The following is a 20,279-nucleotide window of genomic DNA, read 5'->3' as shown; positions in this document are numbered from 1 at the left end:
GAATTGACCCATGTTGAACTCGTCCCTGGCTTTGGCAAGCGAGGGTATATGGAGTGTTGGACATGGCGTTATTGAGCGTTATCCGGCGCTGGCATTTTCGCGATCATCTACCGATCCGGGAGATAGCGCGGCGCACCGGACTATCACGCAACACGATCCGCAAATATTTGCGGTCCGAGACGATCGATCCGCGATTCAAGGTGCCTGATCGACCAAGCAAACTGGATCCATTTGCTGAGCATCTGGCGGCCTGGCTGCGGCGCGAGATGGGCCGATCGCGCAAGCAGAAGCGCACGATCAAGCAGTTTCACGCCGATCTGGTGAGCCTGGGTTATGAAGGATCCTACAACCGGGTTGCCGCTTTTGCTCGGGACTGGCGCGAAGATTATCGGCGCCAGCAACAGATTGGCGGGCGTGGGACATTCGTGCCCCTGTCGTTCGCGCCGGGGGAAGCTTTCCAGTTTGATTGGAGTGAGGACTGGGCAATCATTGCCGGGGTTCGGACCAAGCTGCAGGTCGCGCACTTCAAGCTCAGTTACAGCCGGGCATTCATCGTGCGCGCCTACCTTCTGCAAACCCATGAGATGCTGTTCGACGCCCATAATCACGCCTTCCGCGTGCTGGGCGGCGTGCCGCGCCGGGGTATCTATGACAATATGCGCACGGCCGTCGACAAGGTCGGGCGTGGCAAGGAACGCACCGTCAACGCACGCTTTCTGACGATGGTCAGCCACTATCTGTTCGAAGCCGAGTTCTGTAACCCGGCTGCGGGATGGGAAAAGGGGCAGGTCGAGAAGAATGTCCAGGATGCGCGGCACCGTCTGTGGCAACCCACGCCGCAGGCCGAGAGCCTTGATGCGCTGAACCTGTGGCTGGAGGAGCGCTGCAAGGCGTTATGGGAGGACATCTCTCACGGGATCGAACCCGGGTCGGTTGCCAATGCCTGGGCCGATGAATCTGAGTGTCTGATGGTTGCGGGCAGGCCCTTCGATGGTTTTGTGGAATATCGCAAACGGGTATCGCCGACCTGCCTCATCCACTTTGAGCGCAATCGCTACAGCGTACCGGCCTCTTTCGCCAATCGCACTGTCAGCCTGCGCGTCTATCCTGATCGCTTCCAGGTCGTCGCCGAGGGGCAGCCAATCTGCGCACATCAGCGCATCATCAACCGCTCTCACGACGGTCCAGGTCATACGGTTTATGACTGGCGCCATTATCTGGCGGTCGTGCAGCGCAAACCCGGCGCCCTGCGCAACGGAGCGCCCTTCCTTGAGCTACCCGATGCGTTCCAGCGTCTGCAGCGACATCTGTTGCGCAATCCCGGCGGCGACAGGGAAATGGTCGAAATACTGGCGCTGGTTCTTCATCATGATGAGCAACTGGTGCTGACGGCGGTCACCATGGCGCTGGAGGCTGGCGTTCCGACCAAGACCCATATCCTCAATCTGCTCTATAGGCTGGTCGACGGAAAACCGATCTCCACGCCGCCGGTGACGGCGCCCCAGGCGCTCAAACTGGTCAGCGAGCCGATGGCCAATGTCGAACGCTATGATGATCTGCGCAAGGAGAAGCGTCATGCGTCATGACCCTGCCAGCGGCGCCATCGTCGTCATGCTCCGCAGCCTCAAGATGCATGGCATGGCGCAGGCCGTCACCGATCTCATGGAACAGGGATCTCCAGCCTTCGAAGCCGCCATCCCGATCCTCTCCCAGTTGCTCAAAGCCGAGACAGCAGAACGGGAGGTTCGGTCTGTGGCCTATCAGCTCAAGATCGCGCGCTTCCCTGTCTATCGCGATCTGGCCGGCTTCGACTTTACCAGTAGCGAGGTCAATGAAGCTCTAGTGCGTCAGTTGCATCGCTGCGACTTCATCGACATCGCCGACAATATCGTGCTGGTCGGCGGTCCTGGCACCGGCAAGAGCCATGTGGCAACGGCGCTGGGCATCCAGGCCATCGAACATCATCGAAAGCGCGTCCGCTTCTTCTCGACGGTCGAACTGGTCAATGCGCTCGAGCAGGAAAAAGCACAGGGCAAGGCCGGTCAGATCGCCAATCGCCTCCTGCACTCCGATCTCGTTATCCTGGATGAGCTTGGATATCTGCCGTTCAGTGCTTCAGGTGGCGCGCTGCTCTTCCATCTGCTGAGCAAACTCTACGAGCGCACCAGCGTCATCATCACCACAAACCTGAGCTTCAGCGAATGGGCCACCGTGTTCGGCGACGCCAAAATGACCACGGCGCTTCTCGATCGGCTTACCCATCACTGCCACATCCTGGAGACCGGCAACGATAGCTTCCGCTTCAAAAACAGCTCTGCCAAGCAGGCCAGAACCCAAAGGAGAAAACCACGGGTTGACCCACCCATGACACCCGAAACATAATCCGCAGACGGGTCACTTCTCGATGGAAAACCCGGGTCACTTCTCAGTGGAAATCAACATGCCAGCCAGAAACAGCAGGATGGCGACGGATTCGGTCAGCAGGTCGGGCGCGCCGCCGGAGCCACCGGAAACGCCAGTGAGCGCCGGCACCCGGCCCCTGGGGTTGAGCGCCAGATAGTCCGCCGTCGACGTCCCCTCGCCATTTTTGGCGGAGCGGATCTCTGTCTCATAGGGCTGGCCGATTTCTTCCAGAACGATGCGGACGGCGAGCGAACAGGCTCCGGGCGAATAGTAGAGACGATGCATTTGACCCTCCAGTTCAGCGGGCAATGGCATGGTCAGGCCAGCGATTGCGGCCGTCGCGCAGCCACATCAGGGTATCGAGCCAGAATCCAGCGGCATGGCTGTCGTGGAACAGGCCGAAATGCCCAATCTCTTCGCGACCGTAATCCGATGGCTGAAGCAGCACCGACGTCCGCTCGGCGCCGGTGTAATATTCAAGCGTTCGGCGGATCGCGGCCGGTGTGCCAAGCTCGTCATCGCAAACGCTGACAGCCAGCACCTGGGCGGACACGGTCGCCATGCGCTCCAGCACACTTTGCCGCTCGTCGGGCGGGTAGCTACGCTCGAACCGTGACCCGCGAAAGCTCCATTCATGCGCTACGCCAGCCGGCAGGTCTTCAAGCCAGTTCAGCCTGCGACCAGGGAAATAGCCGAAAGCGTATGTCAGCGCAGGCATCGCCACATGCCATTTGAGGAAGAGAGGGAGTCGGCGACGGGCGGCATAGTCGCCCCACCAGGCATATTGCGCCCCGACAGTCAGGATGCGCGCTATGCGCCCGGCGCTGTCAGCAAGTCCCGGCAGAAAGCCGCCTATACTGTGGCCCACCACAAGCAGCTGGTCGCTTCGGCCGTGCTGTCCGATAAATCTGATAGCGCCCTCGAAATCCCGCTCGCCCCAGTCGCGCCAGCGATAGCCACAGCCTCTCAGACGCTCGGGTCGCGACAAGCCGATGCCACGATAGTCGTAAGTGAGCACGTCGAACCCGTGCCGGGAAAGGAACCGGGCATAACTATGGTAATAGCGGGCGAGGACGCCGGTGGCCGGATTCACGATCACCGTTCCGATGGGATGGGCCTTGTTCGCGCGCCAGAGATGGCCGCCGAGACGCACCCCGTCAGGGCAGGAAAGTTCAACCGTTTGCCCGTCAATAGTCGTGGAGTGCGAAGTCAAGCTGCTCATGACGGATATGATATGCGGAGCGATCGCTTGAGTATATTCACTGGTCGGTATACATTGCGGTATGACCAGAACCGATGTGCCCACACGCGATCGAATTATCGAGGCGGCCGGCAAGCTCTTTCACGCCGAGGGAATCCGCGCCGTCAGCGTCGATGCCGTCGCTGAGAAGGCGGGCCTGACCAAGCGGACGCTCTATTACCATTTCCGTAGCAAGGACGATCTGATCGCGGCGTATCTGGAAACGCGAGACCAGCCGAACCTTGCGCTGTTCCAGCGCTGGTTCACTGAAACGGTGGGCAGCACGGCCGACAAGGTGCAAGGCATCTTTTGCAATCTTGCGGCTTCCGCACGGCATCCGAAATGGAAGGGCTGTGGGTTCCTGCGGACATCGGTTGAGCTGATCCACCTGCCGGGGCACCCTGCGATCCTTGCAGGACGCACGCACAAGAAGCGCGTAGAGGACTGGCTGTGCTCGCTGTTTGCAGATGTGCGCCCACCAGACGAGGCCCGGCGTCTTGCGCGCCAGATCATCCTTCTGCTCGACGGGGCATTTGCCGTCGTGCTGCTTCATCGAGACCCGAGTTATATGGAGAGTGCTGGTGAGGCAGCGGCGCAGTTGGTCCGAGGTTAGTGCACAACCTCACACCATTCCAGGATCTGGAGCGTATAGTGCGATACGGCCCGATCGAACGCGGAAGTGATGGCTGACTGGCTGCTGGCGGATGCGCGCTCATCGACCGTGAAGCGGCGGCTTGCGATCGGTTGAAGACTGGCGGAATCGACAAGGGTGGCTGAGCCGCTCACTCTTATCGTCGGAGCGTCGGATTTTTGGGCGTTTCCGCGATAATCCGCTTCGAAACGATCTATCGTCAGGTGCAGGAGCGGGGCGCCGTTGCCCCGGGCGGCAGCGGGCAGGAGGCGAACAGAAGAGGTCGCCTGTTCGAAACGGCGCATCACCGCCTGGGTGAACAGGTCCGGTGCTGGCGCAACCCAGCGCGCATCCTTGATATAGAGGACGGTGTCGCCATGAGCCGTCAATATGCGGTCACCGTCGATCTCGGGAGCGAACCGGACGCGCCCCAGCGTTACAGGCTTTTTATCCCGCTCTATTATGGGGGCCTCATGCGCCGGGTCTTCGACGATGCCGAAGCGATAGAGGTTATCGGGCGGTCCGCTTTTCAGAACGGAGACACAACCGGCCAGCGGCAGGACAGCGGTCATGATCGCGATCCTGGCTCCACGCGTAAAACACATCATCGGGGTAGCTCCAGTTCCTGTCCACTGTCCTTGGTGAGCGCACGGCGCGGATTCTGGCGTATTTCGCGCAAGAACCCATCGAGCGATTCGGATGTCTCCTGCAGGCTATGCATCGCGGCATTGACGGCGGGGAGGGTGGTCGTTCCGATTGTCTCGCTTTGCCGGTTGATATGGGCGAGGGTGCCGCGCGCTTCGCCGATTGCGGCCTTGAGCTCGGTCGCCGCCTCCGACATCTCCGCGAGTGTCCGGCGTCCGTCTCCCTCGCCCATTTCCCGAATGAGCGCCGCTGACGCTTCGATATCGGTGGCAGCGGAATCGAGTTTTGCCAGCATGGACCCGGCATGATCGAACATGGCGCGATTCTCGGCGAGCTCGCCCATGGTGAGACGTACATCCTTTATCGTCGCGCTCAGATCGGCGATGTTCTCGTCCGAGATGAGCTTGTTGACCTGGTTGAGCGCCCTGGTCGCGCTTTCGACCATCTGGCCGCCGCCCTGAATCAGCGACGACATGGCGTTCGGCTTGCTTCGAATAACAGGCCGGTGGGAGCGCTCGGCCTCGCGCAGGAGAGGCTGTTGCGGATCGCCCGCGCTGATCTGGACGATACTCGTGCCGGAAATGCCTTGCGTTTCGGTGGATGCCAGAGAATCGCGGCGAACCGGCGTGCGTGCCTGCAGGGATATGTCGGTGATTACCCGGTTGGGATTGTCTTCGTCGAGCCTGATCCGTTCGATCTGACCCATCTTGATACCGTTGAACTGGACATCCCCGCCCACGCTGAGGCCGCGAACAGGGCCCTCGAAGATGATCCTGTATCGGTCATATTCATTGCTGAAACGCGATCCGCCCAGCCATACGACAAACACCACGCCGGCAATCAGCAGCAGTGTCGAGATGGCGCCTACCAGCGCGTAATTGGCCTGCCGTTCCATCAAATGCTATCCTGCTGTTCTGCCGCAGCGCGGCCGCGCGGCCCAAGGAAATAATCCCTGATCCAGGGATGATCCGATTGCTCCAGCTCGTGAAGCGGGGCCGTGGTCACGATTTTTCGATCGGCGATGACGGCGACCCGATCACAGACCGCGTACAGCGTGTCGAGATCGTGGGTAATCATGAAGACCGTGAGGCCCAGCGTATCGCGCAGATCGCGGATGAGCGCGTCGAATTCTGCGGCGCCGATCGGGTCGAGACCTGCGGTGGGTTCATCGAGAAACAATATGTCGGGATCAAGTGCGATCGCCCTTGCAACGCCAGCGCGCTTGCGCATGCCGCCCGACAGTTCGGCCGGACGAAGATCGGCGGCATGGGCGGGAAGGCCGGCAAGCCTGATCTTGAGGCGCGCCGCTTCGCGCATGAACCCCGGCGCGAGGCGGGTATGCTCCAGCATCGGAGCCTCGACATTCTGAAGCACGGTCAGGAAGGAAAAGAGCGCGCCCTGCTGGAACATGACGCCGATGCGCCGTTGAACATCGCCCTGCGACCGGCCCATATCCTCACCGAAAACTTCCACGTGTCCGGCGTCGGGCTGCTGAAGGCCAAGAATAGTGTTCAGAAGGACCGACTTGCCCGATCCAGAGCCGCCGACCACGCCCAGTATTTCACCACGCCTGACTTCGAGATCAAGATTGTCGTGAATGACCTTGTCACCAAATGCGGTGCGCAGACCGGTCACCCGGATCGCGAGCGGATCGGCCAGACCGTTGTTCACGGACCCGCTCACAGGCCGAGCACCATGAAGATCACCGCAAAGATGGCATCGAACATGATAATGAGGAAAACAGACTGGACCACTGCGGACGTCACATGACGGCCCAGACTCTGGACGTCTCCTCCCACCATCATTCCATGGCGGCACCCCGCGGCAGCGATCAGCAGGGCGAGGAACGGGGCCTTGCCCATGCCGATCCAGAAATGCTTGATACTGACGGTTTCCGCGAGACGGGTGACGAAGAAGGAGGGGCTGATGTCGATGGTGGCCCAGCTTACGAGAAGCCCTCCCAGGAGTCCGCCCAGGTCGCCCACGAACGTCATGAGCGGAATCATGACGAGCGCGGCGAGGATACGGGGCGTGACGAGGGCATCGAACCGGTCGACACCCATGACCTGCATGGCGGCCACTTCCTGGTTCATCCGCATGGAGCCGATTTGTGCCGCGAAGGCAGAGGCCGAGCGGCCCGCCAGAAGAATAGCGGCGATGACGACGCCAAACTCCCTGAGGATTGCGACGCCCACAAGTTCGACGGTAAAAATCTCCACTCCGAGGCTGGTGAGGAGATTGGTGCCGACCAGTGCGATGATCGCACCGATGAAAAACGTCATGATGAAAACGATCGGCAAGGCATTGATGCCTGATTCTTGCATGACAGCGAATAGCGGTGTGACCCGCAATCGCCTGGGGCGTAACAATGTGCCTCCAAGAGCAAGGATCATCTGACCGGTGAAAACCAGCATCGCATAGGCGTCGTGAGCGATTTCAATGATCTGCTGGCCGAAGCGCGCGAAGAACCCGGTCAGGTAGCCACGGGGGGGCGGGCTATCCTCGTGAGGCGTCATGCCCGGCGCAACGAGGTTGGCCAGACGTCGCACATCGTCACGTGTGCCGAACAGGATCTCGCCGTCGGTGGGCATCAGTTTAAGGAGCAGCAAGGCGCCGGTCGTGTCGATCCTCCCGAGGGCGGAGACGTCGATCCTGTTCGCCTGCTGTCCTCCCACAGCCGGCAGCGGCTGACGGCTCGCCTGGTCAAGGGTCAGGGCCGTCCAGTCGCCCTCGGCGTGGAGGGTCAAGGAACCGTCTTCTTCAACCAGCGTCCATGTCGCCGCCTTCATCGGATCAGCGCGATCCCGACGCGCAGACGCCTGGTGTTTCGATCATAGTCGAGGAGGTTTTCTCCATATCCGATGAAGCTCTGACCGAAGAGGTAGAAGTCCGGCCCGCCGCCCAGGATACGGCGGAGCGGATAGGACAGGTCGGCGGACAGCGCGCCCTTTCCGCTGCCGATATTGAAGCGGGTGGAGGTGGAGAGGCGCAGTCCATTATCCTCCCCGACCTCCATAAAAAGACCGGTGTTGCCGCGATACCGGCGTATGTCGGGATTGTCGGACTTGTCCCCGACGAAGAGGGAGAGGCGCGGCGCGATAGAGAGGCGATAGCCGCCGCCCAGCGGAATGGCGGCCATGGGCGCCAGATAGATGCTGTTGATGCTCCGCGAGGCCTCGCCGTCCCGGCCGTTGGACTCGTGCCGGATGCCACCCTGTGCGCTCAGGGACACGCCGCTCGCCAGTGTGGTCGAGGGCGTAAGATAGAATATCTCGGGCTGGAAATCGATGTTCCGGAAAGGCGAGGAGTCCGCGCCCAGATCCCAGAACATGCGCTGCGTGTAGGCGAAATGGAGTCCATCGCGCCAGCTTTGCGGGAGACCTTCCGCGCGGCGGCTTCCGAACAACTGATATTTGAAGCTGAGCTGGATCCGGGCTTCGCTGTTGGTGTCCGGACCATAGACCGCATAAATGGGTTCGTAGCCGGACAGGTTGGCGAGGAAGGCGTTGCCCGCCCTGCGATCCGAAGGCGGCGGTGTGGGAGCAGGGGCTCGCACAGGCGGAACCGGCGCAGGCGTGTGCGCCTCGGCGAGATGCGATGCCGGCGCCGCAGGGCGCGGTATCATGGCGATCTGGCTGACGTTCCAGGCGGGGATGGAAAGCCGGGCCAGGTCCAGGGATTGCCCATCACGGGCTGCCAGGCGGTAGCGGGCGCGCTCGAATCCGCGGGGCGCTATGATCACATGGTCCGCCACATCGCGGGCGCGCTCGAGCCAGACCGTCCGGATATCTCCCGACCGTTCGACCCGGGCCTCGATCCGATCAGGGAGCGCGAAGCTCTGCGGTTCATCGCCCTCGTTCAGCAAGCGCAGATCGACGAGCAAAGCGCCCTCTGCATCCTGTTCGCCCGCGTCCCGGACGAGCACCGCTACCGGCGCTGCCTGCGCCGCGGCGGGCACAAGGAGCGCTGTCGCCAGCAACCATCGGATAGACCGGTCCATCATGCGAGAAGGTGCTGTCCGCCATCGACCGGGATCACCGTTCCGGTGATCCGGCTGGCTGCGTCACTGACGAGGAAGGCAGCCAGCCCGCCGACATCCTCTATCGTCACCAACTGGCCGACCGGCGTCTGGGCGGCGGCGCGCTCGAGCAATTCATCGAACCGCGCGATGCCACTGGCGGCGCGGGTGGCGATAGGGCCCGGCGATATCGCATGGGCGCGGATGCCCTGGGGGCCCAGTTCGGCGGCGATATAGCGCGTCGCGCTCTCCAGCGCCGCCTTGACCGGTCCCATGAGGTTGTAGTTTTCAACGACGCGCTCCGAGCCGTAGAAGGTGACGCAGAGCAGGCAGCCGCCTTGCGCCATCAAGGGCTCGGCCAGCTTCGCCATGCGAAGGAAGCTGTGGCAGGAGACGTCCATCGCGATGCCGAACCCCTCGGCGCTGCTGTCGACGACGCGGCCATGGAGATCGTCGCGGGGTGCGAAGGCGATCGAATGCAGCAGGAAGTCGAGTCCGCCCCATCGGTCCCGCACCTGGTCGAACAGGGCCTCGAGCTGGCCGGGCTCACGCACATCGCAGGGGGCGAGCCATTCGGCGCCCAGCCGGTCCGCCACCGGCTCGACCCAGCCTTTCGCCTTCTCGTTCAGATAGGTCGCGGCAAGGCGCGCGCCGCAGCGGCTGAAAGCCTCGGCGCAGCCCGCTGCAATGCTCTGTTCGTTGGCGATACCGACGATCAGGCCACGCTTGCCGCGAAGATCGACGAGGGGGGTCATGTTTTAACTCCAAAAAGGGTGGCCAGTGTCTGCAGGACGATCATCCGTTCTTCGTCCGTCGGGATGACGCGGACGGTAATGGGGCTGCCAGGCGCGCTGATGACGTCGGCATGGACGGCATTGGCCCGCTCATCGAGGCTGATGTCGAGCCATGCGAGGCGCTCGCAGATGCCCGCGCGGATGGCGGCGTCGTTCTCGCCGATGCCGGCCGTGAAGACGAGACCGTCAAGGCCGCCCAGCGATGACGCCAGCGCGCCGGCCTCGCGCGCGGCACGCCAGATGAAGAGGTCGATGGCCTCGCGGGCTTCGGGCCGGTCGCTGGCCGCAAGCTCACGCATGTCGCTCGAGATGCCTGATACGCCCAGCAGGCCCGATTGCTTGTAGAGCAGCGCCTCCACATCGGCGGCGCTCATGCCCACCCGGTTCTGGAGATGCAGGATGACGCCAGGGTCGATCGACCCGCAGCGCGTGCCCATCATCAGGCCGTCGAGCGCGGTGAAACCCATCGTCGTGTCGATGCTCTTGCCGCCTGACATGGCGCACAGGCTTGCGCCGTTGCCCAGATGCGCGGCGATCACGCGGCCGGCGGCAAGCGATGGGTCGAGCTCTGCCAGGCGGCGGGCGATATAGTCGTAGGAGAGGCCATGGAAGCCGTAGCGCCTGATGCCCTGCTCGTGAAGTGCGCGCGGGAGCGCGAAGCGGGTGGCGGGTGCGGGGCGATCATGGTGGAAGGCGGTGTCGAAGCAGGCGACCTGGGGAAGGTCCGGCGCGAGCGCGGCGATCGCGCGGATGGCAGCCAGATTATGGGGCTGGTGGAGCGGGGCCAGTGGACAGAGCTTCTCAAGCTCCTCGAGCACTATGGTATCGATCAGGCACGACTGGGCGAAGTCGACCCCGCCGTGGACGACGCGGTGCCCGACGGCGAGGACTTCGCGCCCTTCGAGATGCGATGTGGCCCAGTCAAACAACCATGCGAGCAACTCTGCATGGGTCATGGCGCGTTCGTCGGGCCACTCGCGTTCGATCAGCACTGTGCCTGCTGCGTCGCGAATGGCGAGGCGGGGAGAAAGACCGATCCGTTCGATCTTGCCGCCGGCGGACAATGTCGGTTTGCGGTCGCGATCGAGCGTATAGAGCGCGAACTTGATGCTGGACGAGCCCGAATTGAGGCTGACGACGGCCTTCATGTGCGCATACCCTCCGGCAGGCCGGGCGCCGCCTTGGTCGCCGCGCGCGCTACCAGCACGGCAACGGCGCAGGAAGCAAGGCGCGTGCGCAGGCTGTCGGCCCGGCTGGTGAGGATGATCGGCACACGCGCACCCAGCACGATGCCTGCCGCATCCGCCCCGCCGAGGAAGGTGAGCTGCTTGGCGAGCATGTTGCCCGCCTCCAGATCGGGTACGACCAATATGTCCGCCTTGCCCGCGACGGGCGACACGATCCCTTTTTCCTTCGCGGCCGCCTCGCTGATCGCATTGTCGAAGGCGAGCGGGCCATCGAGGAGGCCGCCCGTGATCTGGCCCCGGTCGGCCATCTTGCACAGCGCGGCAGCATCGAGCGTGGTCGGCATCGCCGGGTTCACCGTCTCGACAGCGGACAGGATCGCGACCCTGGGTTGGCCGATGTCCAGCACATGGGCAAGATCGATGGCGTTGCGGATGATATCCGCCTTTTCTTCAAGGTTCGGCGCGATGTTGATCGCCGCGTCGGTGATGATGAGCGGCGTCGGATGGCCGGGCACGTCCATCACATAGGCATGGCTGATCCGCCGTTCGGTACGCAGGCCCGTCGCGCGCGACACGACCGCGCCCATCAATTCGTCGGTATGCAGCGATCCCTTCATGAGCAGCACCGCCTCGCCGGCCCGCACCAGTTCGACGGCCTTCGCCGCCGAATCATGGCTGTGCGCGCTTTCCACGATGCGATAGGCCGCCACATCCTTGCCGGCCTCGGCCGCCGCTGCAAGAATGCGGGCCCTCGGTCCCACCAGGATCGGATCGATCAGCCCTGCCTCGGCGGCCTCGACCGCTGCCGCCAGCGCGGCGGCCGAACAGGGGTGAGCGATGGCGGTGCGCGCGGGGTTGCCGCGCACGCCCTCGATCAACCGATGATAGCCGTCATGGTCTGACAGGCGGATATCGGGGAGCGCGATGCGCGGGCGGCGGATCTTCTCGGTGGGGGCCTTGACCTGCGCTTCGCCGGTGATGACGGTCTCGCCATTCTGATTGTCGCAGCGGCAGTCGAGCAGCAGGATATGCTTGTCCGCCCGCTTTTCCGTCACCGTCACCGTCGCGGTGATGGCGTCGCCGATGCCCACGGGCCTCAGGAACCGCAGCGACTGGCCGAGATAGATGGCACCGGGGCCGGGCAGTTCGGTCCCGAGCACCGCCGATATCAGCCCGCCGCCCCACATGCCGTGCGCGATCACCCGGCGGAAGAAGTCGCTTTCGGCATAATCCTCGTCCAGATGGGCCGGATTGACGTCGCCCGACACCAGCGCGAAGAGCTGGATATCGCGCTTGGAGAGCGTGCGGGTCACGCTCGCGCTTTCGCCCACGGCGATCTCGTCGAAGGTCCGGTTTTCGATCATGGCCTCATCGGTCATGGCTCAGCGCTCCAGGACATAATGGCCGGGCGCGTCCGCGATCGGCGCATAGCCTTTGTCCGCGGCGCCCATGGACGGCGGGGCCCCGGGCGCGCCCGAACGGCTTGCAAGCCAGTCGCCCCATTCGGTCCACCAGGAACCCTGCTTCTTCTCTGCGTGGCGTTCCCATTCCTCCGGATCGTAGGAGAGACCATCGGTTTCGCGCGTCAGCACGCGGTAGCGCCGGCCGTTGTGGCCCGGTTCCGAGACGATACCGGCATTATGGCCGCCGCTCGTCAGCACGAAGGTGATCTCGGCCCCGGTCAGCAGGTGGATCTTATGCACCGAATGCCAGGGCGCGACATGATCGCGCTCGGTGCCGACGACGAACAACGGTCTGCGGATCGCCGAGAGCGCGATGGTGCGACCATTGACCTTGTATTTGCCCTCGGCCAGGTCATCGTCGAGGAACAGGCGCCGCAGATACTGGCTGTGCATGGCATAGGGCATGCGCGTCCCGTCGGCGTTCCAGGCCATGAGGTCGTTGAGAGGCGCGCGCTCGCCCATCAGATATTCCGACAGGATGCGCGACCAGACGAGGTCGTTGGATTTGAGGATCTGGAACGCGCCGCCCATCTGGCCGCTGTCGAGATAGCCCCGGCTCCACATCATCTTTTCGAGGAGATTGAGCTGTCCCTCATCGATGAAGAGGCCCAGTTCGCCCGGTTCGCTGAATTCGGTCTGCGCCGCGAAAAGCGTCACGCTGGCAAGGCGATCGTCACCCTCGCGCGCCATCGTCGCCGCTGCGATCGAGAGCAGCGTGCCGCCTAGGCAATAGCCCACGGCATGAACGGCGGGCGCGCCGGTAATCGCGCTCACCGCATCGAGCGCCGCCATCGGCCCGAGTTGCCGATAGGCCTCCATGTCGAGGTCGCGGTCCTCGCTGTCCGGATTGTGCCAGGAGATCATGAACACGGTGAAGCCCTGGGACGTCAGCCACTGGACGAGGCTGTTCTCGGGCGAGAGGTCGAGGATGTAATATTTCATGATCCATGCCGGCACGATCAGGATCGGCTCGGGCCGCACCGTGTCGGTGGTGGGGGCGTACTGGATCAGTTCGATGAGGCGGTTGCGATAGACGACCTTGCCCCTGGCGGTCGCCACCGTCTCCCCCACGCGGAAGGCGTCCGTGCCCGCCGGAGGCAAGCCTCTTACGAGATGCTGCATATCCTCGATCAGATGGCGGAACCCGTCGACCAGGCATTGGCCGCCGGTCTCGACGATCTTGCGCTGGAGAACCGGGTTGGTCGTAAGGAAGTTGGTCGGCGCAAGGATATCGAGCATCTGTCTGGCGGTGAATTCGACCATGTCCTCATGATGGCTGCCGACGCCGCCCACCCCGGTTGTCGCCGCGTGCCACCATTGCTGGTTGAGAAGGAACGCCTGCGAGAGGAGGTTGAAGGGCGGCTGCTGCCAGGCGGGATCGGCAAAGCGGCGGTCCTGCGGCAGCGGCTCGATCGCGGGCGCCGCGTCGCGGTCGCCTGCGGATCGGACGGCATAGTCGAAGAGCCGCACATATTTGCGGGCCGCCTTGGCGGTGAGTTGCAGCTGCTTGCCCGGTGCGAAGGCGAGATGATGTCCCCAGTCCGAAAAGGCCTGGAGGATGGTGATGGGGGAGAGCCCCGCGGTCATCTGCGCGATCGCGGCGCCCGCGGCCCTGTCGAGGGTTTCGGCGATCCCGTCGAGCGGGTCGGGTGCCTGGGGCATGTTCTGGGCGCTCATGATCGGTCCTTTTTGAAGATTTCCATTACAGGGCGGCTACCGGTCGGGCCGTTGCCCGGGGAGGCAAAGCTGCGGCAAAAGGCCGCTGTCGCCCTTGAGCCTCCATCTCGCGCCCGCCGCGGATCACGAAGCCCTTTTCCGGCTCCTCGATGCCGTCCAGCGCGCCGCCCGGCAGCGCCAGCCGCTCGAGGATGGTGATCCTCTCGCCGGCCATGTGGCCGTCGCGGATCAGGAAGGCCGCGCCCGAAAGCGCCGCAAGGCCCGAGCCGACGAACCAGGCGGTCTTGCCATCCACCCCTGCGGGTTTGCGGGGGCGGGCGAAGGCGTAGAAATTGCCGCTGTTGTATTCCATGCGAATCTCCTTTGAGCATACATTCCCCAAGTGGCATGCCGTCTGACGTGAGTTTCGCCTGAATCCGACCGCAGGACAATCATTTTCCGTCCCGAGCGGCGTCGTCGGGCGCGCAAGGCGCTGAGACAGGGCAGATCGGCCCGCGAAGCCGCCGTGTTGTGCCCTGGTGGCGGTGTTTTTCAGCGCAGCGGACAGACCCATCCTGCCGTTTTCGTTCAGTTTGGGCGTGGATGGCGGTCATGCGCATAGCGGAGGCGCTCGCAATCGGCGGATGGCGGCGAGGATGGCGCGGACCATCGGACCGGTGACGGCCACCTCGGCCAGCTGGAAGGTGATGGCGCGGGCATGGCGGACGACACGTGCCCCGATCTTGATCAGCTTCAGTTGCAGGCTGGTCAACGACCAGTCGGCCATCGTCTCGGGCAACTCGATGCAGCGCAAGAAGATGGCCAGGTTGTAGGCCAGCGCATGCAGTTGCAGTCGCACCTCATTGTCGCGGAACTTCCGGCATGACAGCCGCGTCCAGTGGAAGGCATATTTACCTTCCTTGATGTGCTGCTCGGCGGTGCCGCGCTGGTTATAGAACCGCACCACCCAGTCGGGCTCCATCGGCAGGTTGGTGACGATGAAGCCGACACGCGGGAACAGTTCGCCCGGATGCCATTCGATCTTGGCGATCACCCGGCGTTCCTTGTCCCAGGATGCCGCCTGATACTCGAAGTCTTCGTAGAAGCGCTTGACCTTGGTCAGCGAAGGTCGCCCGACAGGGCGCGTCAGCCGATGCGCGATCTTCTCGCGCAGGACGTTGTTCGCAGGCAGCCGGATGGCGTAGAAGAATCGGGCTTCTTCCAGCCGCTCATAGATCGCGGGGATCGCGTAGGCGGCGTCAGCCCGGAAGAACCGGCCGCAAAGGTCGCGCTCCGCGTAGCGGGCGATGACGGGGTCGAGAACGTCCCGCCAGCCATCGGCGCTGTGGACGTTGCCATGGCGCAAGGCGCAGCGCTCCAGCATGCCGAACTGGTTGAACAAAAAGTTCGGGTGATAGCAGGTGCAGTCGAAATGCCCGTTCCAGGCCGCGCCCTCCTGATCGCCATGGGTGGGGCTGACCGAACTGTCCATGTCCAGAACGATGTACTTCAGCCCGTTACGGTCATGGAACCGGTCGATCCATTGGCCATTCAGGTCGGCCAGCGCGGCACGGTTCTCGGGCTGTGCCAGTGTCTCGGTCTCGAACCGTCCCATCTGCGAGGCCGAGGCCGCTTGCGCATCGACAGCCCTTCCACCCACGACCTGGCGCATCACCGGATCGAGGGCCAGGCGGTCGGCGTCGTTCACATCCTCGTATCCGGCCAGTCGCCCGAACACCGATTGCCGGAACAACCCGTCAAGCCGGTGGACCGTGTTCTTGCCGCGCCGGGTGTCGCGCAATGCTTTTGCCGCCAGATCGGACAGCCCGAGCGCGTCATCCAGCTCGCGCATCACCAGCAGGCCGCCGTCGGAACTGAGCTGCGCACCTCGGAACTCCACATGCACCCGGCGGTCGAACTCGACCCGATCTGCCCGCTTCGAACCCGCACCCTCTGGGTGATCCATCAAACGCGCCCCTCACGGCCATCAACACCATGATTTATATCGGAAATATTGAGATCCTGACAGCAAAATCAGCGATTTACTTGGGGAATGTGGGTTGAGAACAGAGAAAGAAAATCAATCCTCATAATTCTCTCCCAGGTACAGACGACGGACTTCGTCATGGTGAAGAAGCTCTTGCGGCTTGCCCACGAAAAGCACCTTGCCGCCGTGGATGACATAGGCGCGGTCGACCAGTTCGAGCATCTCATGGACGTTATGGTCGGTGATGAGGACGCCGACGCCACGCCTTTTGAGATCGCGGACCATGAGCTTGATGTCCGCGATCGAAATGGGATCGATCCCGGCGAAAGGCTCGTCGAGCAGGATCACGCCAGGCTCGGCCGCCAGGGCGCGCGCGATCTCGCAGCGCCGCCGCTCGCCGCCGGACAGGGAAGGGGAGGGTGTCGACCGCAGATGCGTCAGGCCGAAATCGGCAAGCAGTTCGCCCAGCCGGCGGTCGATGTCGCCAGGGTCGGTCATGCGCAGTTCCAGCACAGAGCGGATGTTGTCCGCAACGCTCATCCCGCGAAAGATCGAGGCTTCCTGCGGCAGATAGCCAAGCCCGCGGTTGCCGCGCTCATGCATGGCCAGTGCTGAGACATCTTCGCCGTCGAGCAGTATACGACCGCCATCGAGGCGTATGAGACCCATGATCCCGTAGAAGCAGATCGTCTTGCCTGTGCCGTTGGGGCCGAGCAGGCCAACGATCTCGCCGCGATCGACCTCGAGCGAGAAGCCGTCCAGCACCTTTCGCCGTCCGAACGCTTTCTCGATCGCCTGGACTTTGAGCGCGGGCGGGCCGACCACCGACACCGACCCGGAGGTGTCCAGCCTGGCGCAGTCAACGCCTTCGCGGCAGGCTGATGGAGTGTCGGCAATGCGGCAGGCGCTGTCATCGAGCATCGTCAGAGGCCCGGCGCGGCACATTCGCATGAGAATCGCCGCCGCGCCGTGCCGCTCGTGATCATGCCATCGCCTCCAGGGCGAGGGCCACGCCCTGGCCGCCGCCGATGCACAAGGTGACAACGCCCCGGCGCAGCCCGTCGCGCCGCATCGCATGCAGCAGGCGGGTGGTCAGCACGGCACCGGTCGCCCCGATCGGATGGCCATGCGCGATGGCGCCGCCTTCCACATTGACGATGTCCTCAGGGAGGCCGAGTTCCTGCGTGACCGCGATGGCGATGGCCGCGAAAGCCTCGTTGATCTCGACGCGATCGAGGTCTCCGACCGACCATCCCGCCCGCTCGAGCGCCTGCCGGACGGCGGGCACCGGCCCGAGGCCGAAGAGGCCGGGGGCGACCGCGCCGACACCGAACGCGACGAGGCGCCCCAGGGGCGTCACGCCATTGCGCTGCGCCCATTGCTCGTTCGCGACGATCATCGCGGACGCGCCGGTGTTGAGGCCGGGCGCATTGCCCGCCGTGATGGTGCCTTCCGGTCGGAAGGCAGGCTTTAGACGCGCGAGGCTCTCAAGGCTCGTATCGGCCCGGTTCTGCTCATCTTTTGCAAAGAGCGTCACAGCCTTGCGAGAAGGAATCTCGACAGGCACGATCTCCGCCTCGAACCGGCCATTGGCCTGGGCCGCGCTGAAACTCTGCTGCGAGCGCAACGCCCAGCCATCCTGCGCCTCCCGGCTGATGCCGAACTGTGCGACCAGATCCTCGGTGACCCAGCCTGAATGCTGATTGCTGAAGGCGTCATTCAGCCCGTCATGGAGCATGGCGTCGAGGAGTTTGCCCTCGCCCATACGATAGCCCCAGCGTCCCTTCTCGATGAGATAGGGCGCCTGGTCCATATTCTCCATGCCGCCGGCGATCACGGCCTGGCCAAGGCCGAGCATGATCTCCTGGGCGGCCGAGGCGATCGCCTGTGCGCCCGATCCGCAGACCCGGTTGACGGTCATGGCAGGAGCACTGTCGCGTAACCCCGCGTTGATGGCGGCCTGGCGGGCAGGGTTCATCTTCGCGCCTGCCTGGACCACCTGTCCCATGACGACGCTGTCGATATTGTCAGCGCCCACGCCCGCGCGCCTGAGCGTTTCGGCGATGGCGACGCTGCCGAGCGCGGGCGCTTTCATGTCCTTGAGCGCGCCGCCATAGGCGCCGATGGGCGTGCGAACCGGGGCGCACAGAACGACAGGACTGGTCATGAGAATAATCCTTCCACGCATTTTCAGGCGAGATACTTGCCGCCGTTGATCGAGAGGGTGGCGCCGGTCACGAAACCGGCCTCGTCCTCGACAAGATAGAGCACGCCGCGCGCGATTTCCTGCGGCGTGCCGAGCCGGCCGACCGGCACCGCGGCCAGCACCGCCTCGAGCGCGTCCTGCGGCACCGCGGCGACCATGCCGGTATCGGTATAGCCCGGCGCAATCGCATTGACCGTGATGTTTCGAGACGCGCCTTCCAGTGCCAGCGCCTTGGTGAAGCCGATCACGCCTGCCTTGGCCGCTGCATAGTTGGTCTGGCCAAATTGTCCTGAAAGACCGTTTACCGAGCTGATATTGACGATCCGTCCGAACCGGCGCTCGCGCATGCCCTCGATCACGGCACGGCACATGTTGAAGCAGCCGCCCAGATCGACGTCGACGACGCTGCGCCATTGCTCCTCGGTCATCTTGTGCAACGTGCCGTCGCGCGTGATGCCGGCATTGTTGACCAGAATGTCGATGGGGCCGATGTCTGCCGCAACCTTCGCCACGCCGTCATGACAGGCGGAGAAATCGGCTACATTCCAGTTGTAGATCGGGATCGAGGTTTCCGCGAGGAATCGCTCGGCATCCTCGTCATTGCCATGATAATTGACGGCAACGCGATAGCCTTTGTCGCGGAGGAGCATTGCGGTCGCCGCGCCTATTCCGCTGACGCCGCCGGTAACGAGTGCGACTCTGGGCATGACATCATCCTTTGGCCTTCAATAGTCGCCATGGGCGCCTGGGCCGCACGGCGGGAAGTGGCGCATGCGCTATGCCGCGATGCGCCTGGTCGAAGTCTCTCCCGATATGATTCGGCCCCTGTCATGGCCGATTTAGTCGTGCCTGATCTCGCTGTGAGGGAGCGGCGGCGCCATTAGGAACTATACTTAGAAGTTTCGTATTTGATCGTCAAACGGCTTTGCGTGTCGCGACGATTTGCCATGACATGCGAGGGTCTTGGGCGGGCGCCTGCCGGCGCGAATCAGGTCGCCGCTCCCTGGGCCGCCGGGGGGCGCGGACGTTGAAGCTCCTGGACCCATTCAGCATAATCGGTCGAACGCACAGTCCGGACGACGATCGGTGCGAGCGGAAGGGTTGCGCCGCGGCTGCCTGAATACCCTGGAACCTGGGGGCTGCGACCAGGCCGGGGCTAACGGTCGAAGCAACGCCGTCCATCGACAGGCGAAAACAAGGGCGTCGCGCGTTCGGTCCTGGGCCCTCGTCCTGTCAATGCCTCGGACAGAACGGAGCGCTGGCGGACATCGCAATCACCTTTTGGGTGCGTGTTGCAATTCAGGTTCGAGGAGCGGAACTGCCCGTGCCAGCAGATCCATGGTCTGGGCGAGATGTTCGGTCTTGGCCCGAGCTGTGTTGGCAAGATCCTTTCGTAACAATATTCTCGCGCGCGGACCGGTCACCGTTGCATCGAAGATGAACGCTGCCAGAAAGGGCAGATCCTCTTCTATGTTGCGCACACGCGCCTCCTCCGTCAGCAGATCCTGGATCAATGAGGCGCCGGGGTTGCGATGAATACTGAGCTGCGCCTCGAGCTTGCGTTCGAAAATCCAGGTCGCGAGTGTCTCGATGCCAATGACCTCGGGTTTGAGCGCAGCGTCGAGCATCTTGCGGCAAAGCTTCAGGAGCCGATTGCGTAGGTCTCCTGATCGCCGGTCGACGGTAATCGCTTTGAGATGGCGCTGGGTGCCGTGCTCGGCACTGGCGATCAGAAGCTGGGTTTTCGATCCGTAACGCGAATAAAGCGTGCGCTTGGAGACGTTCGCGGCCGCGGCAATGTCATCCATGTTGGCGCCTTCCACCCCATGGGCGATGAACTGGTCGAGCGCGACCTGCAATATATGCTCGCCCAATTGCGCGGCTATTTCCTGCGGCGGCCGTCCGCCTTTTGGATCGCGCGGCGCCAGCTTGTGTCGAGGTGATCGGCGGCTTGTCACCTTTTTGTCATTACCTTCCTTTTTCATGCGGGCCAAAGACCGCACTTGATCCGGGGCGGGAAAGCGGCAATAACGACACTCATAAGTATAG

Annotated in this window: 20 protein-coding genes; 3 read left to right on the top strand and 17 right to left on the bottom strand. The window is 63.4% G+C overall.

From position 1 onward, the window contains the following. Positions 1-62: 62 nt before the first annotated feature. Entirely contained in the window at positions 63-1,586 is a 1,524-nt protein-coding gene (istA, locus tag VHN57_RS10545) for an IS21 family transposase (RefSeq protein WP_086485527.1), read from the top strand. Next, on the top strand, positions 1,576-2,382 hold the full coding sequence (gene istB / locus VHN57_RS10540) for an IS21-like element helper ATPase IstB (RefSeq protein ID WP_069338825.1): 807 nt from the start codon (positions 1,576-1,578) through the stop codon (positions 2,380-2,382). Before istA ends, istB begins: the two co-directional genes overlap by 11 nt. 36 nt (positions 2,383-2,418) lie before the next feature. Here istB and VHN57_RS10535 read toward each other — a convergent pair whose 3' ends face one another. Both VHN57_RS10535 and VHN57_RS10530 read right to left on the bottom strand, forming a co-directional pair. Beyond that, entirely contained in the window at positions 2,419-2,688 is a 270-nt protein-coding gene (locus VHN57_RS10535; protein ID WP_423283780.1) for a glutathione S-transferase N-terminal domain-containing protein, read from the bottom strand. 13 nt (positions 2,689-2,701) lie between these two features. Next, positions 2,702-3,625: an alpha/beta hydrolase family protein gene (locus tag VHN57_RS10530; protein WP_048575774.1), complete on the bottom strand. Its 924-nt coding sequence runs from the start codon at positions 3,623-3,625 to the stop codon at positions 2,702-2,704. 61 nt (positions 3,626-3,686) lie between these two features. On the opposite strand from VHN57_RS10530, the gene VHN57_RS10525 reads away from it, so the two are divergent. Continuing rightward, on the top strand, positions 3,687-4,256 hold the full coding sequence (locus VHN57_RS10525; protein WP_048575773.1) for a TetR/AcrR family transcriptional regulator: 570 nt from the start codon (positions 3,687-3,689) through the stop codon (positions 4,254-4,256). Here VHN57_RS10525 and VHN57_RS10520 read toward each other — a convergent pair. The 15 genes from VHN57_RS10520 to VHN57_RS10450 form a co-directional block, all read right to left on the bottom strand. Then, positions 4,253-4,846 carry an ABC-type transport auxiliary lipoprotein family protein gene (locus VHN57_RS10520; RefSeq protein ID WP_020820686.1) on the bottom strand — a complete coding sequence of 198 codons (594 nt, stop codon included), beginning with the start codon at positions 4,844-4,846 and terminating at the stop codon, positions 4,253-4,255. The genes VHN57_RS10525 and VHN57_RS10520 overlap by 4 nt on opposite strands. A 32-nt stretch (positions 4,847-4,878) precedes the next feature. Next, positions 4,879-5,814 (bottom strand): MlaD family protein, encoded by a 936-nt coding sequence (locus tag VHN57_RS10515; RefSeq protein ID WP_037444199.1) that lies wholly within the window; start codon positions 5,812-5,814, stop codon positions 4,879-4,881. Then, positions 5,814-6,590 carry an ABC transporter ATP-binding protein gene (locus VHN57_RS10510; RefSeq protein WP_226949045.1) on the bottom strand — a complete coding sequence of 259 codons (777 nt, stop codon included), beginning with the start codon at positions 6,588-6,590 and terminating at the stop codon, positions 5,814-5,816. Before VHN57_RS10510 ends, VHN57_RS10515 begins: the two co-directional genes overlap by 1 nt. Positions 6,591-6,598: 8 nt before the next feature. Further along, a complete protein-coding gene (locus VHN57_RS10505; RefSeq protein WP_037444205.1) occupies positions 6,599-7,708 on the bottom strand; it encodes an ABC transporter permease in 1,110 nt (369 codons plus the stop codon). Further along, the gene (locus VHN57_RS10500) at positions 7,705-8,877 is read right to left on the bottom strand and encodes a phospholipase A (RefSeq protein ID WP_423283776.1); all 1,173 of its coding nucleotides are present in this window, start codon (positions 8,875-8,877) and stop codon (positions 7,705-7,707) included. Before VHN57_RS10500 ends, VHN57_RS10505 begins: the two co-directional genes overlap by 4 nt. A gap of 41 nt (positions 8,878-8,918) precedes the next feature. Further along, positions 8,919-9,692 (bottom strand): enoyl-ACP reductase FabI, encoded by a 774-nt coding sequence (fabI, locus tag VHN57_RS10495; protein WP_037444209.1) that lies wholly within the window; start codon positions 9,690-9,692, stop codon positions 8,919-8,921. Continuing rightward, entirely contained in the window at positions 9,689-10,879 is a 1,191-nt protein-coding gene (locus tag VHN57_RS10490) for an acetate/propionate family kinase (protein ID WP_037444212.1), read from the bottom strand. Before VHN57_RS10490 ends, fabI begins: the two co-directional genes overlap by 4 nt. After that, on the bottom strand, positions 10,876-12,297 hold the full coding sequence (locus VHN57_RS10485; protein ID WP_037444215.1) for a bifunctional enoyl-CoA hydratase/phosphate acetyltransferase: 1,422 nt from the start codon (positions 12,295-12,297) through the stop codon (positions 10,876-10,878). The genes VHN57_RS10490 and VHN57_RS10485 overlap by 4 nt, the downstream gene beginning before the upstream one ends. A gap of 3 nt (positions 12,298-12,300) precedes the next feature. After that, entirely contained in the window at positions 12,301-14,058 is a 1,758-nt protein-coding gene (locus VHN57_RS10480) for a PHA/PHB synthase family protein (protein ID WP_048575771.1), read from the bottom strand. Positions 14,059-14,083: 25 nt separating this feature from the next. Then, entirely contained in the window at positions 14,084-14,410 is a 327-nt protein-coding gene (locus tag VHN57_RS10475; RefSeq protein ID WP_245843010.1) for an oleate hydratase, read from the bottom strand. Between the two features lie 237 nt (positions 14,411-14,647). Further along, positions 14,648-16,003, bottom strand: a complete 1,356-nt coding sequence (locus VHN57_RS10470; RefSeq protein WP_003168745.1) for an IS1380-like element ISKpn23 family transposase — start codon at positions 16,001-16,003, stop codon at positions 14,648-14,650. Positions 16,004-16,117: 114 nt separating this feature from the next. After that, the gene (lptB, locus tag VHN57_RS10465) at positions 16,118-16,945 is read right to left on the bottom strand and encodes an LPS export ABC transporter ATP-binding protein (protein WP_082166316.1); all 828 of its coding nucleotides are present in this window, start codon (positions 16,943-16,945) and stop codon (positions 16,118-16,120) included. Positions 16,946-17,006: 61 nt separating this feature from the next. After that, positions 17,007-18,191, bottom strand: coding sequence for a thiolase family protein (locus VHN57_RS10460; protein WP_037444218.1), 1,185 nt, complete (start codon positions 18,189-18,191; stop codon positions 17,007-17,009). A 23-nt stretch (positions 18,192-18,214) separates the two neighbouring features. Beyond that, positions 18,215-18,937, bottom strand: a complete 723-nt coding sequence (gene phbB, locus VHN57_RS10455; RefSeq protein ID WP_037444222.1) for an acetoacetyl-CoA reductase — start codon at positions 18,935-18,937, stop codon at positions 18,215-18,217. Between the two features lie 567 nt (positions 18,938-19,504). Further along, positions 19,505-20,215, bottom strand: a complete 711-nt coding sequence (locus tag VHN57_RS10450) for a TetR/AcrR family transcriptional regulator (RefSeq protein ID WP_221413657.1) — start codon at positions 20,213-20,215, stop codon at positions 19,505-19,507. Positions 20,216-20,279: the final 64 nt, after the last annotated feature.

The organism is Sphingobium salicis subsp. salicis (genome assembly GCF_049472635.1).
Taxonomy (GTDB): domain Bacteria; phylum Pseudomonadota; class Alphaproteobacteria; order Sphingomonadales; family Sphingomonadaceae; genus Sphingobium; species Sphingobium yanoikuyae_A.
The sequence above is the reverse complement of the archived record's forward strand: the minus strand, read 5'-3'. Positions and strand labels throughout refer to the sequence as shown.

Excerpts from the sequence above, each read along its gene's own strand:
- VHN57_RS10525 (WP_048575773.1), top strand. The coding sequence starts at position 3,687 with ATGACCAGAACCGATGTGCCCACACGCGATCGAATTATCGAGGCGGCC.
- VHN57_RS10490 (WP_037444212.1), bottom strand. The coding sequence starts at position 10,879 with ATGAAGGCCGTCGTCAGCCTCAATTCGGGCTCGTCCAGCATCAAGTTC.
- VHN57_RS10480 (WP_048575771.1), bottom strand. The coding sequence starts at position 14,058 with ATGAGCGCCCAGAACATGCCCCAGGCACCCGACCCGCTCGACGGGATC.
- VHN57_RS10450 (WP_221413657.1), bottom strand. The coding sequence starts at position 20,215 with ATGAAAAAGGAAGGTAATGACAAAAAGGTGACAAGCCGCCGATCACCT.
- istB (WP_069338825.1), top strand. The coding sequence starts at position 1,576 with ATGCGTCATGACCCTGCCAGCGGCGCCATCGTCGTCATGCTCCGCAGC.
- fabI (WP_037444209.1), bottom strand. The coding sequence starts at position 9,692 with ATGACCCCCCTCGTCGATCTTCGCGGCAAGCGTGGCCTGATCGTCGGT.
- VHN57_RS10460 (WP_037444218.1), bottom strand. The coding sequence starts at position 18,191 with ATGACCAGTCCTGTCGTTCTGTGCGCCCCGGTTCGCACGCCCATCGGC.
- VHN57_RS10485 (WP_037444215.1), bottom strand. The coding sequence starts at position 12,297 with ATGACCGATGAGGCCATGATCGAAAACCGGACCTTCGACGAGATCGCC.
- lptB (WP_082166316.1), bottom strand. The coding sequence starts at position 16,945 with ATGCTCGATGACAGCGCCTGCCGCATTGCCGACACTCCATCAGCCTGC.
- VHN57_RS10520 (WP_020820686.1), bottom strand. The coding sequence starts at position 4,846 with ATGACCGCTGTCCTGCCGCTGGCCGGTTGTGTCTCCGTTCTGAAAAGC.
- VHN57_RS10470 (WP_003168745.1), bottom strand. The coding sequence starts at position 16,003 with ATGGATCACCCAGAGGGTGCGGGTTCGAAGCGGGCAGATCGGGTCGAG.
- VHN57_RS10530 (WP_048575774.1), bottom strand. The coding sequence starts at position 3,625 with ATGAGCAGCTTGACTTCGCACTCCACGACTATTGACGGGCAAACGGTT.
- VHN57_RS10515 (WP_037444199.1), bottom strand. The coding sequence starts at position 5,814 with ATGGAACGGCAGGCCAATTACGCGCTGGTAGGCGCCATCTCGACACTG.
- phbB (WP_037444222.1), bottom strand. The coding sequence starts at position 18,937 with ATGCCCAGAGTCGCACTCGTTACCGGCGGCGTCAGCGGAATAGGCGCG.
- istA (WP_086485527.1), top strand. The coding sequence starts at position 63 with ATGGCGTTATTGAGCGTTATCCGGCGCTGGCATTTTCGCGATCATCTA.
- VHN57_RS10505 (WP_037444205.1), bottom strand. The coding sequence starts at position 7,708 with ATGAAGGCGGCGACATGGACGCTGGTTGAAGAAGACGGTTCCTTGACC.
- VHN57_RS10535 (WP_423283780.1), bottom strand. The coding sequence starts at position 2,688 with ATGCATCGTCTCTACTATTCGCCCGGAGCCTGTTCGCTCGCCGTCCGC.
- VHN57_RS10475 (WP_245843010.1), bottom strand. The coding sequence starts at position 14,410 with ATGGAATACAACAGCGGCAATTTCTACGCCTTCGCCCGCCCCCGCAAA.